The sequence below is a fragment of the Pedobacter paludis genome, assembly GCF_003173575.1.
Lineage (GTDB): Bacteria > Bacteroidota > Bacteroidia > Sphingobacteriales > Sphingobacteriaceae > Pedobacter > Pedobacter paludis.
Window position 1 is genome coordinate 399918 of the sequence record NZ_QGNY01000002.1, and the last position, 18438, is coordinate 418355.

20 protein-coding genes are annotated in these 18438 nt (G+C 42.3%); 13 read left to right on the top strand and 7 right to left on the bottom strand.

The genetic code is table 11. The annotated features are described in order from the left end of the window. Position 1 precedes the first annotated feature (1 nt). The 8 genes from DF947_RS06265 (at position 2) to DF947_RS06305 (ending at position 6527) form a co-directional block, all read left to right on the top strand. On the top strand, positions 2-2029 hold the full coding sequence (locus DF947_RS06265; RefSeq protein WP_109928845.1) for a type IV secretory system conjugative DNA transfer family protein: 2028 nt from the start codon (positions 2-4) through the stop codon (positions 2027-2029). Between the two features lie 27 nt (positions 2030-2056). Beyond that, entirely contained in the window at positions 2057-2488 is a 432-nt protein-coding gene (locus tag DF947_RS06270; RefSeq protein ID WP_109928846.1) for a hypothetical protein, read from the top strand. Beyond that, positions 2478-2972 (top strand): M23 family metallopeptidase, encoded by a 495-nt coding sequence (locus DF947_RS06275; protein WP_158526235.1) that lies wholly within the window; start codon positions 2478-2480, stop codon positions 2970-2972. The genes DF947_RS06270 and DF947_RS06275 overlap by 11 nt, the downstream gene beginning before the upstream one ends. An 18-nt stretch (positions 2973-2990) precedes the next feature. Next, the gene (locus tag DF947_RS06280) at positions 2991-3770 is read left to right on the top strand and encodes a DUF4099 domain-containing protein (RefSeq protein ID WP_109928848.1); all 780 of its coding nucleotides are present in this window, start codon (positions 2991-2993) and stop codon (positions 3768-3770) included. Next, complete coding sequence (locus DF947_RS06285) at positions 3767-4087, top strand: hypothetical protein (RefSeq protein WP_109928849.1); 321 nt, start codon at positions 3767-3769, stop codon at positions 4085-4087. Before DF947_RS06280 ends, DF947_RS06285 begins: the two co-directional genes overlap by 4 nt. Positions 4088-4094: 7 nt before the next feature. Further along, positions 4095-4946, top strand: coding sequence for a hypothetical protein (locus tag DF947_RS06290; protein ID WP_109928850.1), 852 nt, complete (start codon positions 4095-4097; stop codon positions 4944-4946). A gap of 235 nt (positions 4947-5181) precedes the next feature. Continuing rightward, positions 5182-5994 carry a DNA adenine methylase gene (locus DF947_RS06300; protein ID WP_109928852.1) on the top strand — a complete coding sequence of 271 codons (813 nt, stop codon included), beginning with the start codon at positions 5182-5184 and terminating at the stop codon, positions 5992-5994. A gap of 29 nt (positions 5995-6023) precedes the next feature. Beyond that, the gene (locus tag DF947_RS06305) at positions 6024-6527 is read left to right on the top strand and encodes a hypothetical protein (protein WP_109928853.1); all 504 of its coding nucleotides are present in this window, start codon (positions 6024-6026) and stop codon (positions 6525-6527) included. A gap of 10 nt (positions 6528-6537) precedes the next feature. On the opposite strand, the gene DF947_RS22110 is transcribed toward DF947_RS06305, so the two are convergent. Further along, the gene (locus tag DF947_RS22110) at positions 6538-6720 is read right to left on the bottom strand and encodes a hypothetical protein (protein ID WP_146202880.1); all 183 of its coding nucleotides are present in this window, start codon (positions 6718-6720) and stop codon (positions 6538-6540) included. A 286-nt stretch (positions 6721-7006) separates the two neighbouring features. Here DF947_RS22110 and DF947_RS06310 point away from each other — a divergent pair, with 286 nt between their 5' ends. Beyond that, positions 7007-7213 carry a hypothetical protein gene (locus tag DF947_RS06310; RefSeq protein WP_109928854.1) on the top strand — a complete coding sequence of 69 codons (207 nt, stop codon included), beginning with the start codon at positions 7007-7009 and terminating at the stop codon, positions 7211-7213. 268 nt (positions 7214-7481) lie between these two features. Continuing rightward, positions 7482-8678 (top strand): GAF domain-containing sensor histidine kinase, encoded by a 1197-nt coding sequence (locus tag DF947_RS06315; RefSeq protein ID WP_109928855.1) that lies wholly within the window; start codon positions 7482-7484, stop codon positions 8676-8678. A 77-nt stretch (positions 8679-8755) separates the two neighbouring features. Here DF947_RS06315 and DF947_RS06320 read toward each other — a convergent pair whose 3' ends face one another. Beyond that, positions 8756-9274: an RNA polymerase sigma factor gene (locus DF947_RS06320; RefSeq protein ID WP_109928856.1), complete on the bottom strand. Its 519-nt coding sequence runs from the start codon at positions 9272-9274 to the stop codon at positions 8756-8758. Between the two features lie 128 nt (positions 9275-9402). After that, positions 9403-9912 (bottom strand): DUF421 domain-containing protein, encoded by a 510-nt coding sequence (locus DF947_RS06325; protein ID WP_109928857.1) that lies wholly within the window; start codon positions 9910-9912, stop codon positions 9403-9405. A gap of 141 nt (positions 9913-10053) precedes the next feature. Between DF947_RS06325 and DF947_RS06330 the strand changes: the two genes are divergently transcribed. Further along, positions 10054-10950, top strand: a complete 897-nt coding sequence (locus tag DF947_RS06330; protein WP_109928858.1) for an SDR family oxidoreductase — start codon at positions 10054-10056, stop codon at positions 10948-10950. Between the two features lie 25 nt (positions 10951-10975). Then, positions 10976-11149: a DUF6496 domain-containing protein gene (locus DF947_RS22360; RefSeq protein ID WP_167398001.1), complete on the top strand. Its 174-nt coding sequence runs from the start codon at positions 10976-10978 to the stop codon at positions 11147-11149. 181 nt (positions 11150-11330) lie between these two features. On the opposite strand, the gene DF947_RS06335 is transcribed toward DF947_RS22360, so the two are convergent. The 4 genes from DF947_RS06335 to DF947_RS06350 form a co-directional block, all read right to left on the bottom strand. Then, on the bottom strand, positions 11331-12539 hold the full coding sequence (locus tag DF947_RS06335) for a tyrosine-type recombinase/integrase (RefSeq protein WP_109928859.1): 1209 nt from the start codon (positions 12537-12539) through the stop codon (positions 11331-11333). A gap of 111 nt (positions 12540-12650) precedes the next feature. Beyond that, positions 12651-13748, bottom strand: a complete 1098-nt coding sequence (locus DF947_RS06340) for a Nif3-like dinuclear metal center hexameric protein (RefSeq protein WP_109928860.1) — start codon at positions 13746-13748, stop codon at positions 12651-12653. 464 nt (positions 13749-14212) lie between these two features. Continuing rightward, a complete protein-coding gene (locus tag DF947_RS06345) occupies positions 14213-14581 on the bottom strand; it encodes a TM2 domain-containing protein (protein ID WP_109928861.1) in 369 nt (122 codons plus the stop codon). Between the two features lie 5 nt (positions 14582-14586). Next, positions 14587-14886: a DUF2752 domain-containing protein gene (locus tag DF947_RS06350; protein ID WP_109928862.1), complete on the bottom strand. Its 300-nt coding sequence runs from the start codon at positions 14884-14886 to the stop codon at positions 14587-14589. 206 nt (positions 14887-15092) lie between these two features. On the opposite strand from DF947_RS06350, the gene mfd reads away from it, so the two are divergent. Further along, positions 15093-18431, top strand: a complete 3339-nt coding sequence (mfd, locus tag DF947_RS06355) for a transcription-repair coupling factor (protein ID WP_109928863.1) — start codon at positions 15093-15095, stop codon at positions 18429-18431. Positions 18432-18438 lie beyond the last annotated feature (7 nt).

Sequence of the window (18438 nt, forward strand, 5' to 3'; positions counted from 1 at the left end):
GATGGAGGAAACAAGGGAACAGCAGCGCTTTCACCGCTTTCTCCAGTTTTTTGTCTACTTCTCCTTATTTCTTGATATCCTGGTCTTTGCCTATGGCGAAAAGCTGACCGGTTTTCCTCGCGCAGAGCGGATTGGGTTTGTGCGGTTTTTCTCCAAGCTCACCAGGCTTCCGATGTACGCAGATCCCTTTTTTAGCAGGTGTTTTCTGCTGGTATTGTTGTGCCTGACCTCCATCGGTACCCTCAGCCGTAAAAAGAAGGACATCGACATCAGAAAAGCTGTGATCTTTCCATTGCTACTGGGGCTTGTGTCTCTTTTTGGCAGTATCTATTTTCTTTCTCCGAAGGGAAAGGAGATTTTGCCACTGACAACCTGGAACAATATCGGCTATGTTTTCACCGCTTTTCTGGGAACCTTACTCGTGCATGTTTCACTGGACAATATTTCCAAGGTCATCAAAAGTAAGCTTGGCAAGGATAAATGGAACGTGGAAGGGGAATCCTTCTTGCAGGCAACCAAGGCTAAAGATGGCGAGGGCAGCGTGAGCATACCTTCGCTTTTTTATTTCAGGGGAAAAGTTCACAGGGGGTTCATTAACGTAGAAAATGTTTTTAGGGGCACGCTGCTGATCGGCAATCCCGGTTCGGGCAAATCTTTTGGCGTGGTCATGCCGTTCATAAGGCAGCTGACCGCCAAGGAGTTTTGCATCTGCCTGTACGATTTTAAATTTTTCGACCTCGCCGAAGTGGCCTATTTCCACTATTTACTGGCTAAAAAGAAAGGAAGATGCAAAAACCACCATTTCCATGTGATCAATCTGACGCAGATGGAACGCTCGAGGCGGGTGAACGTGCTCCGGCCGGATTATATCCGGACGCTTGCGGATGCTTCGGAAACCGCCGAGTCACTGGTTGAAGCGCTCAAAAAGGGCGACAAATCAGGTGGCAGTGACCAGTTCTTTACCCAGAGTGCGGTAAATTTTTTGGCTTCCTGTATCTACTTTTTTGCCCAGCACGAGGGTGGCAGGTACTCGACCTTTGCGCATGTGCTCTCCTTTTTGAACTGTAGTTATGACGAGATTTTCGGGGTGCTGTTTACCAATAGGGAACTCACTTCCCTGCTTTCTCCGTTTTACAGCGCTTATAAGGCTAAGGCTTTTGACCAGCTCGAAGGCCAGGTCGGGACGTTGAAGATTTTTATCTCGCGCCTTGCCACCAAGGAAACCTTTTGGGTGTTCTCCGGCGATGATTTTGACCTGAAGATCAGCGATCCCACAAAACCCTCGACGCTTGTCCTGGCCAATGATCCCAACACCCAGAACATCAACTCTGCCTGCTATTCGGTGGTCTTAAACAGGCTGACCAGGCTGATCAACTCGAAAGGGAATTTACCATCTGCGCTGATCATTGACGAGCTGCCTACACTTTTCGTACACCGCATCGAAAACCTGATCGCTACCGCCAGGAGCAATAAGGTTGCCGTTCTGATGGGGCTTCAGGAAATACCACAGTTCCAGCAGCAGTACGGTAAGGATACGGCCAATACCATCACGTCTGTTGTGGGCAATGTGCTCTCGGGGGCGGTAAGGAACAAGGAAACCTTGGAGTGGCTGGAACGGCTGTTCGGGAAGGTCAAACAGCAGAGCGAAAGTCTGTCGATAGACCGCACCAAAACTTCGCTCTCTTTGAGCGAAAGGCTCGAACCGCTGATTCCTGCAGGAAAGATTGCCTCTCTCCGTACCGGTGAACTTGTTGGGGTACTGGCCTGTGATGCGGTTTCGGACTTTAACGGTGAATATGAAACCTCGGCGATCAACTGCAGGGTCAATTTGGATATGGAGGCGATTAACGAGGAAAAAAACAACTATCCGCCGCTGCCCATTTACTATGACTTTGGCGGGAAGAAAGAGGAAATACTGCGCGAGAACTATTTCAGGATCACCTCGGAGGTTGCAGCCCTTGTGGCTTCTTTCGCTCCGGCAAAAAATCCGCAGCTGCCTATTAAGGCCTCATTGAAGGCAAAACAATAACCAATTTTTTAATCTCAATTCAATACTATGGAGCAATTAACAGGTACCATTGTAGCGGTACATCCCGAGCTCACCACCGACCCGGTTTCCAGACAGGGGCAGATCGGTATGGTGGTAGCCGCCGATCTAAAAAATGACACCATCAGTGTAGGTTTCGGAAGCCCTGAACTTGGGCATTATTCCTCTGATGCGCTACTGGTGCTGAAAGAAAAAAACCAGCTGTATCAGGATGCGCTACTTGGCCATAAGGAATTAGGCCCCGAAGTTTTCAAGCAGATGTTGTTTGTAAACATGATCCAGGACAACAGGCCAGACCATAAAAATATGGTACAGGCGATGGAAATGGCCATCAGCAGTGAAACGATGATGAAGGCCAGTACCGTATCGCTGGAATCGATGCTGGCCCTGGATATTTCAAATGCAAATGAACTAGGCCAGCATGCCAGGATTGGCAGATAAAACATGGGCCTTGCAGCTGCTGGTTTTTTGCGTGCTTAGTCTTGGATGCCAGGCGCAACAAGATTTTTCACTTCCCCTAAACTCACTCCATCTCACCAGCACGTTTGGAGGACGCATTCATCCCATTACCCGAAAACCCGATTTCCACAGGGGCATAGACCTATCAGCCAGATGTGAACCCGTCCTTTCTGTTCTGAATGGCCGTGTTTCTGCTACCGGGTTTGATCCAATTCTGGGAAACTTCGTAAAAATAGATCACCAGGGCATTCAGGTTCTCTACGCCCATTTGCGCATGGCTTGGGTATCCAGAGGAAAGGTAGTGGAAGCTGGAACGCCGATCGGCATAACCGGGAGCACCGGCCGTTCGACTGGTGAGCATCTGCATTTTGCGGTCAGCATTTCAGGGGTCTACCTGGATCCATTGCAGTTTCTAATGGGGTTGGGCGAACAGCGCCTGCGTGATTGCCAGACTTCACTTCCTTAATTTTTAATAGTTATTTTCATGAAAACATTATTTGAACATCGTGAACTCCCCCTTGAAGATTTTCGAAAGGTGGGACTGCTTTCCGGGGACCGTATCGCTTTGGATCCTTACGACCTGAATGCGTTGCTTTTCGGAAGAAGAACAAGCCCCATCACGTTAAACAACTTAGAGGCGAACGGTTTTAAAATTGAAAAGATAGACCTGAAATTGTCTCTCGACCGAACTCCCGATGGAGCCTTATCGCTAGCTCTCCACCCGATATACAAACGTCCACAATACCATAAGTTATTAGAAGACTACGAGGCCGATTCGCTGTTGGATGCCTCCATCAGCAATATTGTAAAGGTTTACCAGGGCGGGGAGAAAAAGGGGGTTGAAGCCGTCATCGAATACGATGCCCAGACGCGAAGCTTTATTGCATACGACCCCAGACAGATAGAGGCACCATTTGCCATCAACGGCATCACCTTGGATGAACATCAGGCAAAAGACTTCAGGCTGGGCGCCATTGTCGACCTGGGCGACGGCACCAAGTTTCAGCATAGGGCTTCCGAAGCATTAGGACTACTTTCCAACCGTTCTGCGCTGATCTTTTCTCACGGAAACACCGGACCTTTTCAGCACACCCTGATCAGGGATATATCGGGCTTTCCATCCAGCAAAGACAGGCAATTGCATTATTCTTCCCCTGCCTTTCAAGATGCGCTGAAGGAATATAATCCAGCCAATTATGCCGCCATTGCTGATGCTAACCATGTTGATGAATACCGGGAGACTTGGATGAAACCTAAACGATGATCCCCGAACATTTCAAGCAGAATATCCAGATGGACATCCAGGTTTTTGGATTTGAGGTACAGGTCGACTACCGGTACTGGTGGCCCGAGAAAAGATCGGACGAGGTGAAATTCCCACTGGTCTGCCATGCGGAATTCCGGTCGGATGTGCCAATAATCTCGCCAACTGGTTACCATTCCCACTTTTTCTATGCCGAACTGCTAAAGCACAGCGAGCACGGATCCCTTGAGGAAATGCTTGTAGCAATCGGTGAACATCTCGCCAGGCAGAACGGCTATGAAGCACCAGAGCGGGGCAATCAATTATCACTTTTTTAATTCTACTATGAACGAACCAAATTTAGAATACCTGAAAAAGACCCTAGACTATCTAGGTTTTGGAACTAAGCTTAATGATGTGATGGAAACAGCGATCAGAAGGGAGATCCCAAAATTCAGTGTAGGTATCTCCAGCTACTTTGAACCGCCATTAAAACTTGGTCAGGACCTGGCGCAAAAGGATACTGTACATTTTACGCTTGATTTCAATAAGGCAAAAGAAAACGACACCTATTTTCTCAACGACTACTCGGCTGAACTTAAATCCCACAACGGGATCCAGCGAGCACATAGTTTCAATCTGGAAAGAGATCATCGCGTTACCGCAGTACAGGCTTATCGGCTTTTACTGGGCGCTGCGATTCAAAAAGACATCGTAAAGCGTGCGGAGGCTGAAAACTCGCCAGCTGAAAAACAGCAGATCTGGATGAAGGTTGACCTCGATATCCTAGATAGCTATGGAAAGCACCCTGTCGCTAAAGTCTACCCAAACTATGGTTTCGATATCTCGGAAACACTCGACAAATATCCCATCCTCTGGAAACATGACAAGGAAAAGGATGCGGTGATAGCGGATCTTAAAAGGGGTGCTTTTCCGGAAGTGGCCATGGATTTTGGCGACAGGATATCTCCGGTTGTAATCTCCGCAAATCCGAGAATGAGAAATCTCGACGTTTACGATACCAGAATGAACGTGATCAGGAATGACCGCATCTTTCCAGACCAGGCAACTCCGCAGCGTGTAGAACTTATGGGGCATGAAAATCAGCAGGCCTCAGGTTTTGAACCATCTAATGGAGGTTCCCAGACGCAGGATCAGGAAGTATCCAACCAGCAGACAAGGAGCCGTGGCCGTTAATTTTCTGAATCCATAAACATGAACAAACTATTCAAAAAAATAGACCGGATCAGGGGAAGCGGGACCGCCATGCTGAACCTAAGGCCGGGTCATCCCTATTTTCACCTCGACGGCCAAATTTTTCCGGTCGTTAAAATTGGGATACCAGAGCTCAAATGCCCTCTTGTACTTACTATAGAAGGCCAGCAGGTAACGTTCACTATTGACGACGTCCATTAATACAATTTTCAATTCGATGAGCAAAAATAAACTTAAGACCCCGATCAGCTACTACGGGGGCAAACAGAAACTGGCCTCCAGGATTGTTTCCATTATTCCGGCACATACGCTCTACTGCGAACCCTTTATTGGGGGCGCTGCAGTTTTCTTTGCCAAGGAACCTTCCGCTGTTGAGGTGATCAATGATACCAATCGCGAGCTGATGAATTTTTACCGCGTTGCCAAGGAAGATTTCGTTTCTCTGGAAAAAGAGATTCGCATCAGCCTGCACAGCCGGGACCTCCACCGCAAGGCGTCGGTGATCTACAATAACCCCGATATGTTCGGGGAGATCAAGCGTGCATGGGCGGTTTGGCTCAGTGCCTCACAGAGCTTCAGCTCGCAACTGGATAGCAATTGGGGCTATGACAAGCAGAGCAATACCACCAGCAAGAGAATACAGAACAAAAAAGAAAACTTTGTTGAAGAAATGGCCATCAGGCTCCAGAACTGTCAGATCGAATGTGCCGATGCGCTATATATCATTGCCAGCCGTGATACCGAAAATAGTTTCTTCTATTGTGACCCACCTTACTATAATTCAAATTGTGGGCACTATGACGGTTATTCTGAACAGGATTTTGAGGCGCTGTTGTTTCTGCTTTCTAAAATTAAGGGCAAGTTTCTGCTCTCTTCCTATCCATCACCATTGCTTGAGAAATACACCAAGGAAAATGGATGGGTAAACTGGTCCATTGAACAGCAGGTTTCGGTTAATGCCAAATCCGGCAAACTGAAGAACAAGACCGAAATGCTGACTGCCAACTATACGTTCGAACTTGAAAACTAGGCTTCAAAACAATTGTAAAGGAGGCACATATGGCTGATTACTGTTACAATAAAGTAGATTTTCTGGGTGAGAACAGCGCTTTGGCAATCGAACATTTTTCCGAAATGGGCTATGATTGTCCGCCCTTCCTAAATATATTGCTCGACAACGATGCGGTTTATTTTGAGTCGAAGCGGATACCGCCACTGCGGGATTTGCAGGAAATTGCAGAATCATTTGATGTTGATTTCAAGCTAATTTGTCAATTGCCCAATGAAAGGACAAAAGAAAAGTACGATTATGTCTGCATGAAAAATCAAAAACTTGACCTTGCCGCAGAGGTTCTTAAAACCATGATCTCTGACGCAACATCGGTCGACGAACTCGAAGGCATTGCCGAAGTGATTCACGAACAGGCTGACAGATCCCGAGTAAATAGCCATGAGCGGCTCATTCTTGCCCATCTGGCTGAAAGAAAATTCAATGAAATCAACTCCAATACCCAGGATCAAGACCAAAACATTCCTTCGGCTGCTAGAAAGATTGGGAGATAAAATGTTTATTTTATGGGAATGGATAACGATTGCGCCTTCTAGCATTGGCCTTTCGCCTCAAGTACAGCATAGCGATACCATAAAGTAGTAACATAATGATACCGTTTTGGCTGGAGTTTTTCATGGCGATGCCTGAAAGCATGACTCCGGCTGCCAGCATGGTAAAGACAAGCAAAAAGATAAAGTTTTTCATAACACTGATTTACAGCATATTGACATCCAATTCTGTTCCATTTATCACTTCCAAAAAATAAAATTTGATTTTTTTGCTAAATCATTTTGATATATGACTTAAAGGTCTACATTTGACCTTGAGAGCGTTAATTTAGATACAGGCAGATTTGGTTTCGTCCGGTCTGTCTGTTCTATTTTACACCCCATAGCTCACATGCTATTCTCCCATCTGAAAAGGTTTCAAAGGCCTAATTCTTCATCACGCAGACTGCGTCAATTTCAACCATCAACATGTCTATCCGCATATGGAAAAAGTAACCGCTGATGAGCTTTCGAATGACAAAGCAACTCATCAGAATTCCTATATCGTTACGCTTGGGAAAAAGCCCAATTCAAAATTACCGGGCAAAGTCTACAAAGTAAACGTCATCTACATTCAAACGTCAGAAGAACAAGCAAGATTAAAGCGCTCGATAATTGAGGGTATCATTAAAAAAACCTTCATGAAGTAAGCGTTTCACTGCAAATAATTTCCAAACATAGGCTTAAAATGAAAACGGGAACAATCATGTCGACTGTTCCCGTTTATCTAAATTAACGCTCTCAATATTAAAGACGACCAAATCCAAAAGTTATTGCGTTTGCTGTAAATAATTTATATCTGACCTAGGGAATCATAATTAAAATTGAATGGTCTTAATCCCGTTACATGTCGAGTTTTAAATTTAGTTGTTAATTTTTTAAATTAGTGCCTCGAAATACTCAGCATAAATTCAGTGTATGAAAAGCATTAGTAAGGCCGATCTTCAGCATGATATTGAGTCAATTGCGAAGATCCCCATTATTTCTAATATCCTTAATGCCGTGTGCCGGATTACCGGGATGGGTTTTTCTGCAGTTGCCAGGGTGACCGACCTTCACTGGATAGCCTGCGCCACCAATGACGAAATCGGTTTTGGTCTTGGCCCAGGGGATGAACTAAAGCTGGAAACCACCATCTGCCATGAGATCCGTCAGCACAGGAATGCTGTTGTCATTGATCATGTCAGCGAAGATTCTGACTGGAAAAATCATCATACACCAAAAATATATGGGCTTGAAAGCTACATATCTGTACCGATCATACTCTCCAATGGAGATTTTTTTGGAACGCTTTGCGCAATCGATCCGAATCCTGCAAATATTAAGCAGAAGCACATTTTGGACACTTTCCACCTTTTTGCGGAACTTATTGCCACACATTTGAACGTGGTAGACGATCTTTCTGTTGCCGAAGCCAAAATGCAGGAACAGGCTAAGGAAGCGGAACTGCGCGAACAGTTCATCGCTATGCTGGGTCATGATCTGCGCAATCCTGTGACTGCCATCTCCAATGCCGTAGAGCTGCAGCTCCGGGGAAAAATGGATGAGCGCAACCTTCGCCTCGCCAAGATTATCCAGGACGCGACCCTGCGCACCAGAGGGCTTATCGATAATATACTCGATTTTGCAAGTGGAAAACTGGGCAGTGGGATCAAGCTTGATTTCAATAATCCCGCTGATCTGGAAACAACGCTAAAACAGGTCATTACCGAATTCAGGCTGGCCAGTCCCGAAGTGCCTATTGCACTGAAAATCGCTATTGATGATGCTGTAAAGGCCGACCATAAACGTATTGCGCAATTGTTCTCAAATTTACTGGGCAACGCCATCTCGCACGGCACCAAGGGCAAGCCGGTTGAAGTAGAGGCCAAAAGCTCCAAACATACCGGACTTGAGATATCTGTAACCAATGTGGGCGAACCGATAGATGAGCTGACCTTGAAACATTTGTTCAAGCCTTTTTCAAGGGGGAAAATTAGACCGGGACAGGAAGGATTAGGCCTGGGTCTTTTTATTGCAAGTGAAATTGCCAAGGCCCATCATGGTGCCATCGAGGTCAGGTCTTCGGATTCAAAAATCAGGTTTACATTTAAAATACCCCATCATTCTACATGATAATGTAAATAGCAAAAAAGTCGGGCAACATAAACTGCTTCTACGACCCAGATTTTTTAAACTTTTTTAAAAGCCTATTAATTGAACTTTTTTGCTTTATACATCTGTAGCTGTTTTTGAAGCAGTTTTCGCGCCTCATGGATGCGGGTTTTCACCGTGCCCAGCGGAATATCCAGCTCCTCCGCAATTTCATGGTACCTGTAGCCCTCGAAATAACGGATGAAGGGAACCGAATAGGCGTCCGGCAGGTTTTTAAGTGCCAGATTGATGTCGCGCATCGCAAAGCTTCCTTCGGCGCCATTTCGCGTAGCGGTCTGGAGCAGGTGTGCAGAGGAAATCTCTTCCTGTTGTGTGACCACGGATTGTCTTTTGGCATTCCTGCGGAACTCGTTAATGAAGGTGTTTCTCAAGATGGTATATAACCATCCTTTGATATTGGTGCCGGATTCAAAACTTTCAGAGAATCTAAGTGCCTTGACCATCGTATCCTGTATCAGGTCATTGGCGTCTTCTATATCTCCTGTAAACTTAAGTGCGAATGCATTAAGCATGCTCCGGTGCTGCTCGATCATCTGGTTAAACTGACTGTTGTTCATGGTTAGATATAGGGATTTTTTACGTCTATGAGGATAGCCCTCGGACGTCCCTGATTATTTTACAATCGACCTAGGAAAAATGTTTGCGCCATTTTTAAAAATTCATAAAAATGGCGCCAATTCATATTTCAGTCCTGAATAAAATGTCCGTTAGCGTTTGTTATAATGCTGATCTGGCCGTCACGTTCCATATAAACCTGATCAACCTGTTCCAAGCTATCACTATGAAGGCTCTGACGAATTTTTTCCCGGATGTCTTCCTGTGAAATCAGCGCTTTTTTTAGCGCAGTGTCTATAAACCGGCCGTGGTCATAGAGGAGTATCCGCCGGGCGGTTATGATCCTAGCGAGCTGTGATTTTGTGCTGGTAATCCAAGCCAGCAGTCTATGCAGTATTACAATCGCCAAACTGGCTGCCATAACTGGCAGAAAGGGCGATGCACCAACTACCGCTCTACTTAAGATTGCTCCCAGCAGGATAACGATAATGTTATCAAGTGGACTCCTCAACGCAAATGAACGGCGGCCCGAAAGGCGTATAAAAATATAGGCTGCCAAAAATACGACCACAGCGCGAATTGACATCTGTAGAACTGAAAGATCGCTGCCTTTTCCAAACAATTCGACTATATTCTTCATGTGATGTATGTATTATCTGAATGAGATTATATGGTTATTTGATACAAATGCCATCCATTTTGATACCGTAAGGCATATTGGATAAAACATTTTTGTTTTTTCAAAGGTTTTTAAGATACCGATGTTTTAAACTTTTATTTTATGGAACAACAAAAGAATATTACCGGAGACCCTTCTGAGAAATATCCTCAGCCACCTTTTCCAAAACAGGATCAACAGCCTCCCGGCACTGAGGAGGCACTCTCACCAAAAGCTGATCATGGTGAAGAATCCTACAAAGGGAGTGGTAAGTTAAAAGGTAAGAAAGCGATTATCACCGGAGGCGATTCAGGTATCGGGCGGGCGGTAGCCATAGCCTTTGCCAGAGAGGGAGCCGATATACTGATCAGCTATTTAGATGATGCAGAGGATGAGGACGCAAAGCTAACGGCCTCTTTCGTAAAGGATGCGGGGCAACGTGCTGTTTTGGTAAAAGGGGATATCAAAGAGGAACCACATTGTCAGAAAATCATTCAAACTGCCCTGGACGAATTCGGTGGCATTGACATACTGGTCAACAATGCCGCTTTCCAAATGGCTAGAAAAAGCATTCAGGAGATAAGCGCAGGGGAATGGGAACGTACTTTCCAGACCAATATCACCGCCATGTTCTATTTATGTAAGGCAGCGGAACCGCATTTAAAGCCGGGTAGCAGTATCATCAATACGACCTCAGTAAATGCCTATTCGCCAAGCGAACAGTTATTGCCTTATGCCGCTACCAAGGGTGCGATACAGAATTTCACCGCGAACCTTAGCCAGATACTTCTCATGGAGGGAAAAGGGATCCGGGTAAATGCTGTTGCGCCAGGACCTATCTGGACTCCGCTGATTCCATCGACCATTCCAAATCATGAGGAGTTCGGGAAGGACACTCCAATGGGGAGAGCTGGTCAGCCGGTAGAGGTATCGCCCGCTTATGTCTTCCTCGCCTCAGATGAAGCTAGCTATATAGCTGGCGCGACCATTGCGGTTACCGGAGGCAGGATAACCATTTAGTTGTTAAACAATAATGCATATAATTATGGCAAAGTATTCTAAAAAAGCTGGCGAAAAAGTTGAAAAAGCCATGCATGAAAAAAAAGAAGGCACATTGAAAACAGGAACAGGAAAAAAGGTTACCTCCAAGAAGCAGGCGATTGCGATTGGCCTATCGGAGGCCAAGAAAGAAGGAGCCAAGGTGCCCAAGAAAAAATAGGCAGTCAAACGGCATAGTACGGACTTTATGAAAAACACCAACATGGTCATCCCACCGTACTGGAGGTGTTTTATTTGATAATGCAGATTTTTCTAAACATTGCCAGCTATTTCATAGTGCAAATATTTGGGCAAAGAAGGTGAAGATCTAGAATTACCTACGCGTACAAATGCATCAATATTTATATATTTTCCGGATACTCAATTCTTTCTCTTTTACCATCTTTAGTGTAGGTATCTAGAATACTGATATTGGTATGGCCTGTCAGTTTAATTACTTTCTCCTTGGACCATTTATGGTTATCAATAAGGTTATTGATACTAGTATGTTTAAACGAATATATAGTGTACCCTTTCTCCAGTTTCAAGCGCTTTTGAATAGTTTTAAACTTATCTTGGAAGTGAACGAACGAAGTTTTCATTGGAGCAAAAATTGATTTGTTGGTTCTACCTCCAACTTCTCTTACAGCGTGTCCTAAGAAATAATCTGTTTGGTTATATTTCCCATCCATCATGCTTTGTAATTCAGCGACAAGATCTCCAGAAAGATATGTGATCTGAGCTCGATTAGTCTTAATCATATCCTTGCTAAAGGTGACACTTCCCGCCTTAAAATCGAAATTCTTTAGTTGCAAACGAAGTAATTCATCTGGCCGTCTCAAAGTAATTATAAGCAATCGCAACAATAAGTGAAAATGGATATCTAGACGTTTTGCTTCATTTAAAACCTTCTGAAGAATTTCAGGTGGATAGGCTTTATTGGTAGTTGTCTCGTCATTATTTATACTTTTTAGTGTTTTAATAGGGCTTTTGGACAGTATCTCTAAATGATCTACGCAGTAAGCAAAGAACCCTTTAAGATATCTTAAATAATGATCACGCTGTGCTTTAGAAGATTTGCTTTGGATTTCCGCTAATAGCCTCTCAACAACCGAGCGATCAATTTCCTTCAAAGTCGAATCTTGCAACCCGAGACCATCAAGAACACCTTTAATACGATTGTTATATGATTTGTATATAGATTTTGTACTTTCTCTTCTCACCTTGTTAGGAGAATAATCTAAATAATCACCGAGTAAAGATGCAAAGGACTGATCAGATTTATCAAGTGATTCAAATTCTTTGGTAAATGGATTAAAGTACATTGAATTCAAACGACTAATTTCGTTTTTGAGAAGTTCAGCTGCATACAAAAGTCGATCTGACTTGTTGATCGCTTTAATTATTCCCTTATCTTTTTTTAAAAAATCAGGCCCATTTAGACCGTAGTCTTTTTTTCTTGTCTTGGTTTCGCCCTCTAATTTGTAGTAAAAACGAATACTCCATCGGAGTTTGTCCTTTAATAATTTTGGTTCACTACAATGTGGATTTATTATGCTTCTTTGTTCCATAATTGCTATAAACAAAGATAATAATTTGGGACTAAATTTGGGACTTTTTAGCTAAAAATCGGAAGATTTATGTTGATTTAAATGCGTTTAAAGCGCTGTGTGAGCCGTCCATTAAAACAAGTAATTTATGGGGTTTGTATTTTGCTCCGTTAAACGGATTGCAAAGTTAGTAAATTTTTTCTGAATAATTTCAACCAATAAATTTGAGGTAAATTGTTCAGTTTCAAAGTGTCCGATGTCGGCGATGATCAATTTTTCTTCTGCATCAAAAAACTCGTGGTATTTAAAATCTGCTGTAATAAAAGCATCTGCTCCCGCAGCTATGGCTTCCTTTAATAGAAAACTTCCAGAACCGCCGCAAACAGCAACTTTTTTTATTCTTTTATTGATTATATCGGTGTGCCTTACCACTTTGGCCTGCATTCTATCTTTAACCAGATGTAAGAAATCGTAACCATCCATATCATACTCCAACCAGCCCACCATGCCCGAACCAACCAATTGATGCTTATTTTCCAGTTTGTAAATATCGTAAGCAATTTCTTCATAGGGATGGTTTTCGAATAGTGCTACCAAAATTTTGCGTTCTGCCTGAGTTGGGTAAACCATTTCGATTCGAACTTCCGATTCTCTGTGTCTAACGCCATTTTCGCCCACAAATGGGTCAGAATTTTCGTTTCCCTTAAAAGTGCCGAATCCATCTGCATTAAAACTGCATTCGCTGTAATTGCCGATGTTGCCTGCACCCGCATAAAAAAGTGCCGAACGCAATTGTTCTGCCTGTGCCTGCGGACAATAAGTTACCAGTTTCTTTAATAACCCAGCTTTTGGTGAAAGTACTTTTGTTCCGGTTAAACCTAGGCGTTCGCAAATTCTAGCATTTACACCAGTATGAATGCTGTCTAAATTGGTGTGGATGGCGTACAAGGCAATGTTATTTTTAATTGCCTTAAGCACCACACGCTCAACGTAATTTTTTCCGTTTAACTTTTTTAATCCTTTAAAAACAATAGGATGATGCGTTATAATTAAATTACATCCGGTCGTAATGGCCTCATCAACTATTTTTTCAACACAATCTAAAGCAACCAGAGCGCCACGAATTTCCATATTTGGATCACCGACAATTAATCCAGAATTATCATAATCTTCCTGATAATTAAGCGGTGCGATGCTTTCTAAATAATTGGTTATTTCAGCTAGTTTCATTTTATAAAGATATATAATTTGATGTTTTGGTATGAAAACAAATATTGAAAGTCCACCCCTTTTTAAAAACCAGCCCCAACCCCTCCTTGAAAAAAGGAGGGGAGTTAAAGCAGGAAGAATACATTGAATTGATCAACGAGCTACCAACATGGGTTTAGATTTTTTGAGAATAACTTTAGGCGGAGCTTAGATAGCCGTCATTTCGAGCGAAGCCGAGAAATCTTTTCAAGTTGAATTGCGAGGTTCAAAGATCTCTCTGTTTCGCTACGCTTCAATCGATATGACGACCAACATAAAACGCTAAACTAACCATGCGCCACAATCTTTGCAATCTAAACCCGATAGAAATGAAAAGCCCGCAAACCCGATTCTTCATCGGGTGCGGACTTGCAATGTATAGCGGAACGAACATTAAAAAATGCTTCTGTCTTTGCTTTTCTAAATTTTAATGGAAATGATTTTACTTACTGAAAACCGCCCATTCTCACCATCTGTAAGCTTTCGAAAACGGCTTTTTGGTTGTATTCAAAGGTCAAACTCTTGTGGTTTATAATATCTACTATTGTACCAATCATACACAATCCGCCAGTAAAGAAGTATAAAATACCCATTCCGATTTGCCCGATAACAAATCTATGTATTCCTGCAAATCCTAAAAATCCTATTAGAGATAATAATAGAATTTCCGAAGGCTGTTTTCTTCTGCTTCCGTAAATCATCAAGAAATTACGCAATTGTTGCTCGGTTAATCCGGTTGTTGCTTGTTGCAAGTATGAAAATTCCTCTGGTGTTATACCTGGTAACGACATTAGAGGTGATTGAAATATATCCATGGTTTTTATCTGTTTGTGGTTAAAATCTTATAATCTTTTTTCTTTGTTAACGTATAAATTCGGTACAGTATAATTAATAGTGCCGGTAGCCCAAACCAGTGCTGGCTAAAACTTTCGGTAAATTCGCCATGTAAAATAAGGCTGATTGACCTACCCAATCCACATCCCGGACACCAGTTCTCGAAGCCTAAATTTGCCAGAGGACAAAATGTAAAATGATGTTCATGAGCATTAGCTGTTGCCAACAACACCAAAGCCGTAATCCAGAAAAAAAGTTCTAGCGGAAAGCTTTTAATGTATTTCATGTTTTGCTTTTTATATATTTTAGAGGTTAACAGATAGCCTTTGTTACAGGATTATGGGTTATTTCGACGAAAAGTATAAAAAATTCGACGAATAAACGTATTACACCGAGAAACGTTATTTGGAAATGTATCTTGCTTAGAACAAACTTAAAAAACCTTTACAGAAATTGCGGGTTATTATTAAAAAGATAACTTATTTTTGTGTCTTGAATATCCGCGATTTAATAAATAGATATAAAACCGACGAAAGGGTAACCGAATTTACCAAAGCGTTAAATAGCTCTAAAAATCCAAAGATCCAGTTAAAGGGATTGGTTGGTTCTGCCGATGCTATTGTGGCACTTTCTTCGTACTTTTTGCTCCATAAACCTTTGTTTTTTGTTTTCCCTGATCGGGAAGAGGCTGCTTATTTTCAATCTGATTTAGAAAGCGTGCTCGATAAACAGGTTTTACTTTTTCCATCTTCATATCGAAAATCTTTCGATTTTACACAGGTTGATACGGCAAATGTTTTGGCTCGTGCCGAGGTTTTAAATGAGCTTAACCACGATTCTGAATATGGTAAAATTGTGGTTTCTTATCCCGAAGCCATTGCAGAAAAAGTAATAGATCGATCTGCGTTAGAAAAAAACACTTTAGAGATCAGCCTTGGTGCTAAGCTTGGTATCGATTTTATTAATGAATTTTTAATTGATTACGATTTCGACAGGCGGGATTTTGTTTACGAACCTGGCCAGTTTTCCATCCGTGGCGGAATTGTAGATATTTTCTCCTTCTCTTCTGATTTGCCTTATCGCATCGAATTTTTTGGCGATGAGGTAGAAAGTATCCGAAGTTTTGAAATTGAAAGCCAGCTTTCGGTTGCCGATGTAAAATCGTTAACCATTGTACCCAATGTACAGGCCAAGTTTTTAACGGAGAGCAACATCAGTATTTTAGATTACATTGATCAGGATACGCAGCTTTGGTTTAAGGATGTTGAATTTACATTAGACATTATTAAGGCGGGTTACAAGAAAGCTGTAGAACTTTGGAAGGCTTTATCGCTTGCCGATAAAAATCAAAATCCGGATTGGATTGATCCGAAGTTTGCTTTTACAGATGAAAAATTGCTTGGCGATCATCTTCAGGATTTCCCGATTGTAGAATTTGGAAAGCAGTTTTTTTATCAGACAGAAAACCGTTTCGAGTTTGAAACCAAGCCACAGCCTTCTTTTAACAAAGATTTTAACCTTTTAATTCACAATTTAAAGGAGAATGAAAAGGCGGGGATTGTTAATTTTATCTTTACCGATTCGCCAAAACAAATTGAGCGTTTATATGCCATTTTAGAGGATATCGACAAAACTGCCAAGTTTACGCCTATAAACAGCATGCTTCGCGAGGGTTTCGTCGATCCAAAGATTCAAACCGCATTTTACACCGATCATCAAATTTTCGATCGATACTATAAATACAAGCTTAAAAAAGGCTATCAGAAAAGTCAGGCCATTACACTAAAAGATCTTCGCGAATTAAAATCTGGCGATTATGTTACCCATATCGATCATGGAATCGGAAAATACGCCGGACTTGAAAAAGTAGAGGTAAACGGCAAAACTCAGGAAATGATCCGTTTGGTTTATGCCGATAACGATTTGCTTTACGTAAACATCAATTCGCTAAATCGCATTGCGAAGTATAGTGGAAAAGAAAGTGGTGTTCCAAAAATGAATAAACTTGGAACAGATGCCTGGGACAAACTAAAAAAAACCACAAAAAAAAAAGTTAAAGACATTGCCCGAGATTTGATTAAGCTTTATGCTTTACGCAAAACTCAGGCTGGAACCGCATTTTCTCCAGATGGTTATCTTCAGACGGAACTGGAAGCATCTTTTATTTACGAGGATACCCCCGATCAGTTAAAAGCCACTCAGGATGTAAAAAGGGATATGGAATCTCCACATCCAATGGATCGCCTAGTGTGTGGCGATGTGGGTTTTGGTAAAACAGAAATTGCCGTTCGTGCTGCTTTTAAGGCTGTAGCAGAGGGCAAGCAGGCCGCGATTTTAGTTCCAACCACCATTTTGGCCCTACAGCATTTTAAAACCTTTTCTTCTAGATTAAAAGATTTCCCGGTAACGGTTGATTATATTAATAGATTTAAAACAAGCAAACAGATTAAAGATACTTTGGCCGAAGCCGCAGCCGGGAAAGTTGATATTTTAATTGGCACACATCGTTTGTTAAGTAAAGATGTTAAGTTTAAAGATCTTGGCATTATGATTATTGATGAAGAGCAGAAGTTTGGCGTTACTGCGAAAGAACGCTTAAAGGCTGTTCGGGTAAACGTAGATACCTTAACCTTAACAGCAACACCAATTCCAAGAACGCTACATTTTTCTTTAATGGGTGCTAGAGATTTATCGATTATCAGTACCCCACCGCCAAATCGACAACCGGTTAGCACAGAGCTTCATGTTTTTAATGATAAATTAATTCAGGAAGCGGTTCAGTTTGAATTGGACAGAGGCGGACAGGTTTTCTTTATTCATAATCGTGTAAATGATTTGATGCAGTTGGGCGGATTGATTCAAAAATTGGTTCCAAAAGCCAGAATCGGGATTGCTCATGGTCAGTTAGATGGCGATGCGCTTGAAGACGTAATGCTCGATTTTATCAACGGCGAAAAAGATGTCTTGGTCGCCACAACCATTATTGAGGCGGGTTTGGATATTCCAAATGCCAACACAATTATCATCAATCATGCACACATGTTTGGACTGAGCGATTTGCACCAAATGCGTGGCAGGGTAGGCCGAAGCAATAAAAAGGCTTTTTGTTATTTGCTTTCGCCACCTTTATCTACCCTAACATCAGAAGCCAGAAAACGTTTAAGTGCTATCGAAGAATTTTCTGATTTGGGCAGTGGCTTTAATGTGGCCATGAGAGATTTAGATATTCGAGGAAGTGGAAATTTACTGGGTGCCGAGCAAAGTGGTTTCATTGCCGAAATTGGCTTTGAAATGTATCACAAAATTTTAGACGAGGCCATTCAGGAACTTAAAGAAGCAGAATTTAAAGGCTTATTTGAAAACGAACCTGCTCGTCCGTTTGTAGGCTTTACACAGGTTGATACCGATCTGGAATTGTACATTCCAGATGCTTACATCACCAACATTACCGAGCGTTATAATTTATATACCGAGCTTTCTAAGCTGAATAATGAAACCGAACTGGCTGTTTTTGAGAAACATTTGGCAGATCGTTTCGGACCCGTACCACCACAGGTGAAAACCATGTTAAGTGTAGTGAGATTACAATGGCTGGGTAAAAAACTGGGGTTCGAGAAAATTAGTTTCAAGAAAAATAGTTTACGAGGATATTTTTTAAGCGATAAACAATCTGCTTATTTCGATTCTAACACCTTCACAAAGATTTTAACATTTGCTCAAAATCATCCACGAATGTGTAATTTGAAAGAAGTTAAAAATACACTCCGAATCGCTTTTGATAATGTAAGTACCGTTGAAGAAGCCATCGAAACTTTAGAGCTTATCGATTAAATTACCT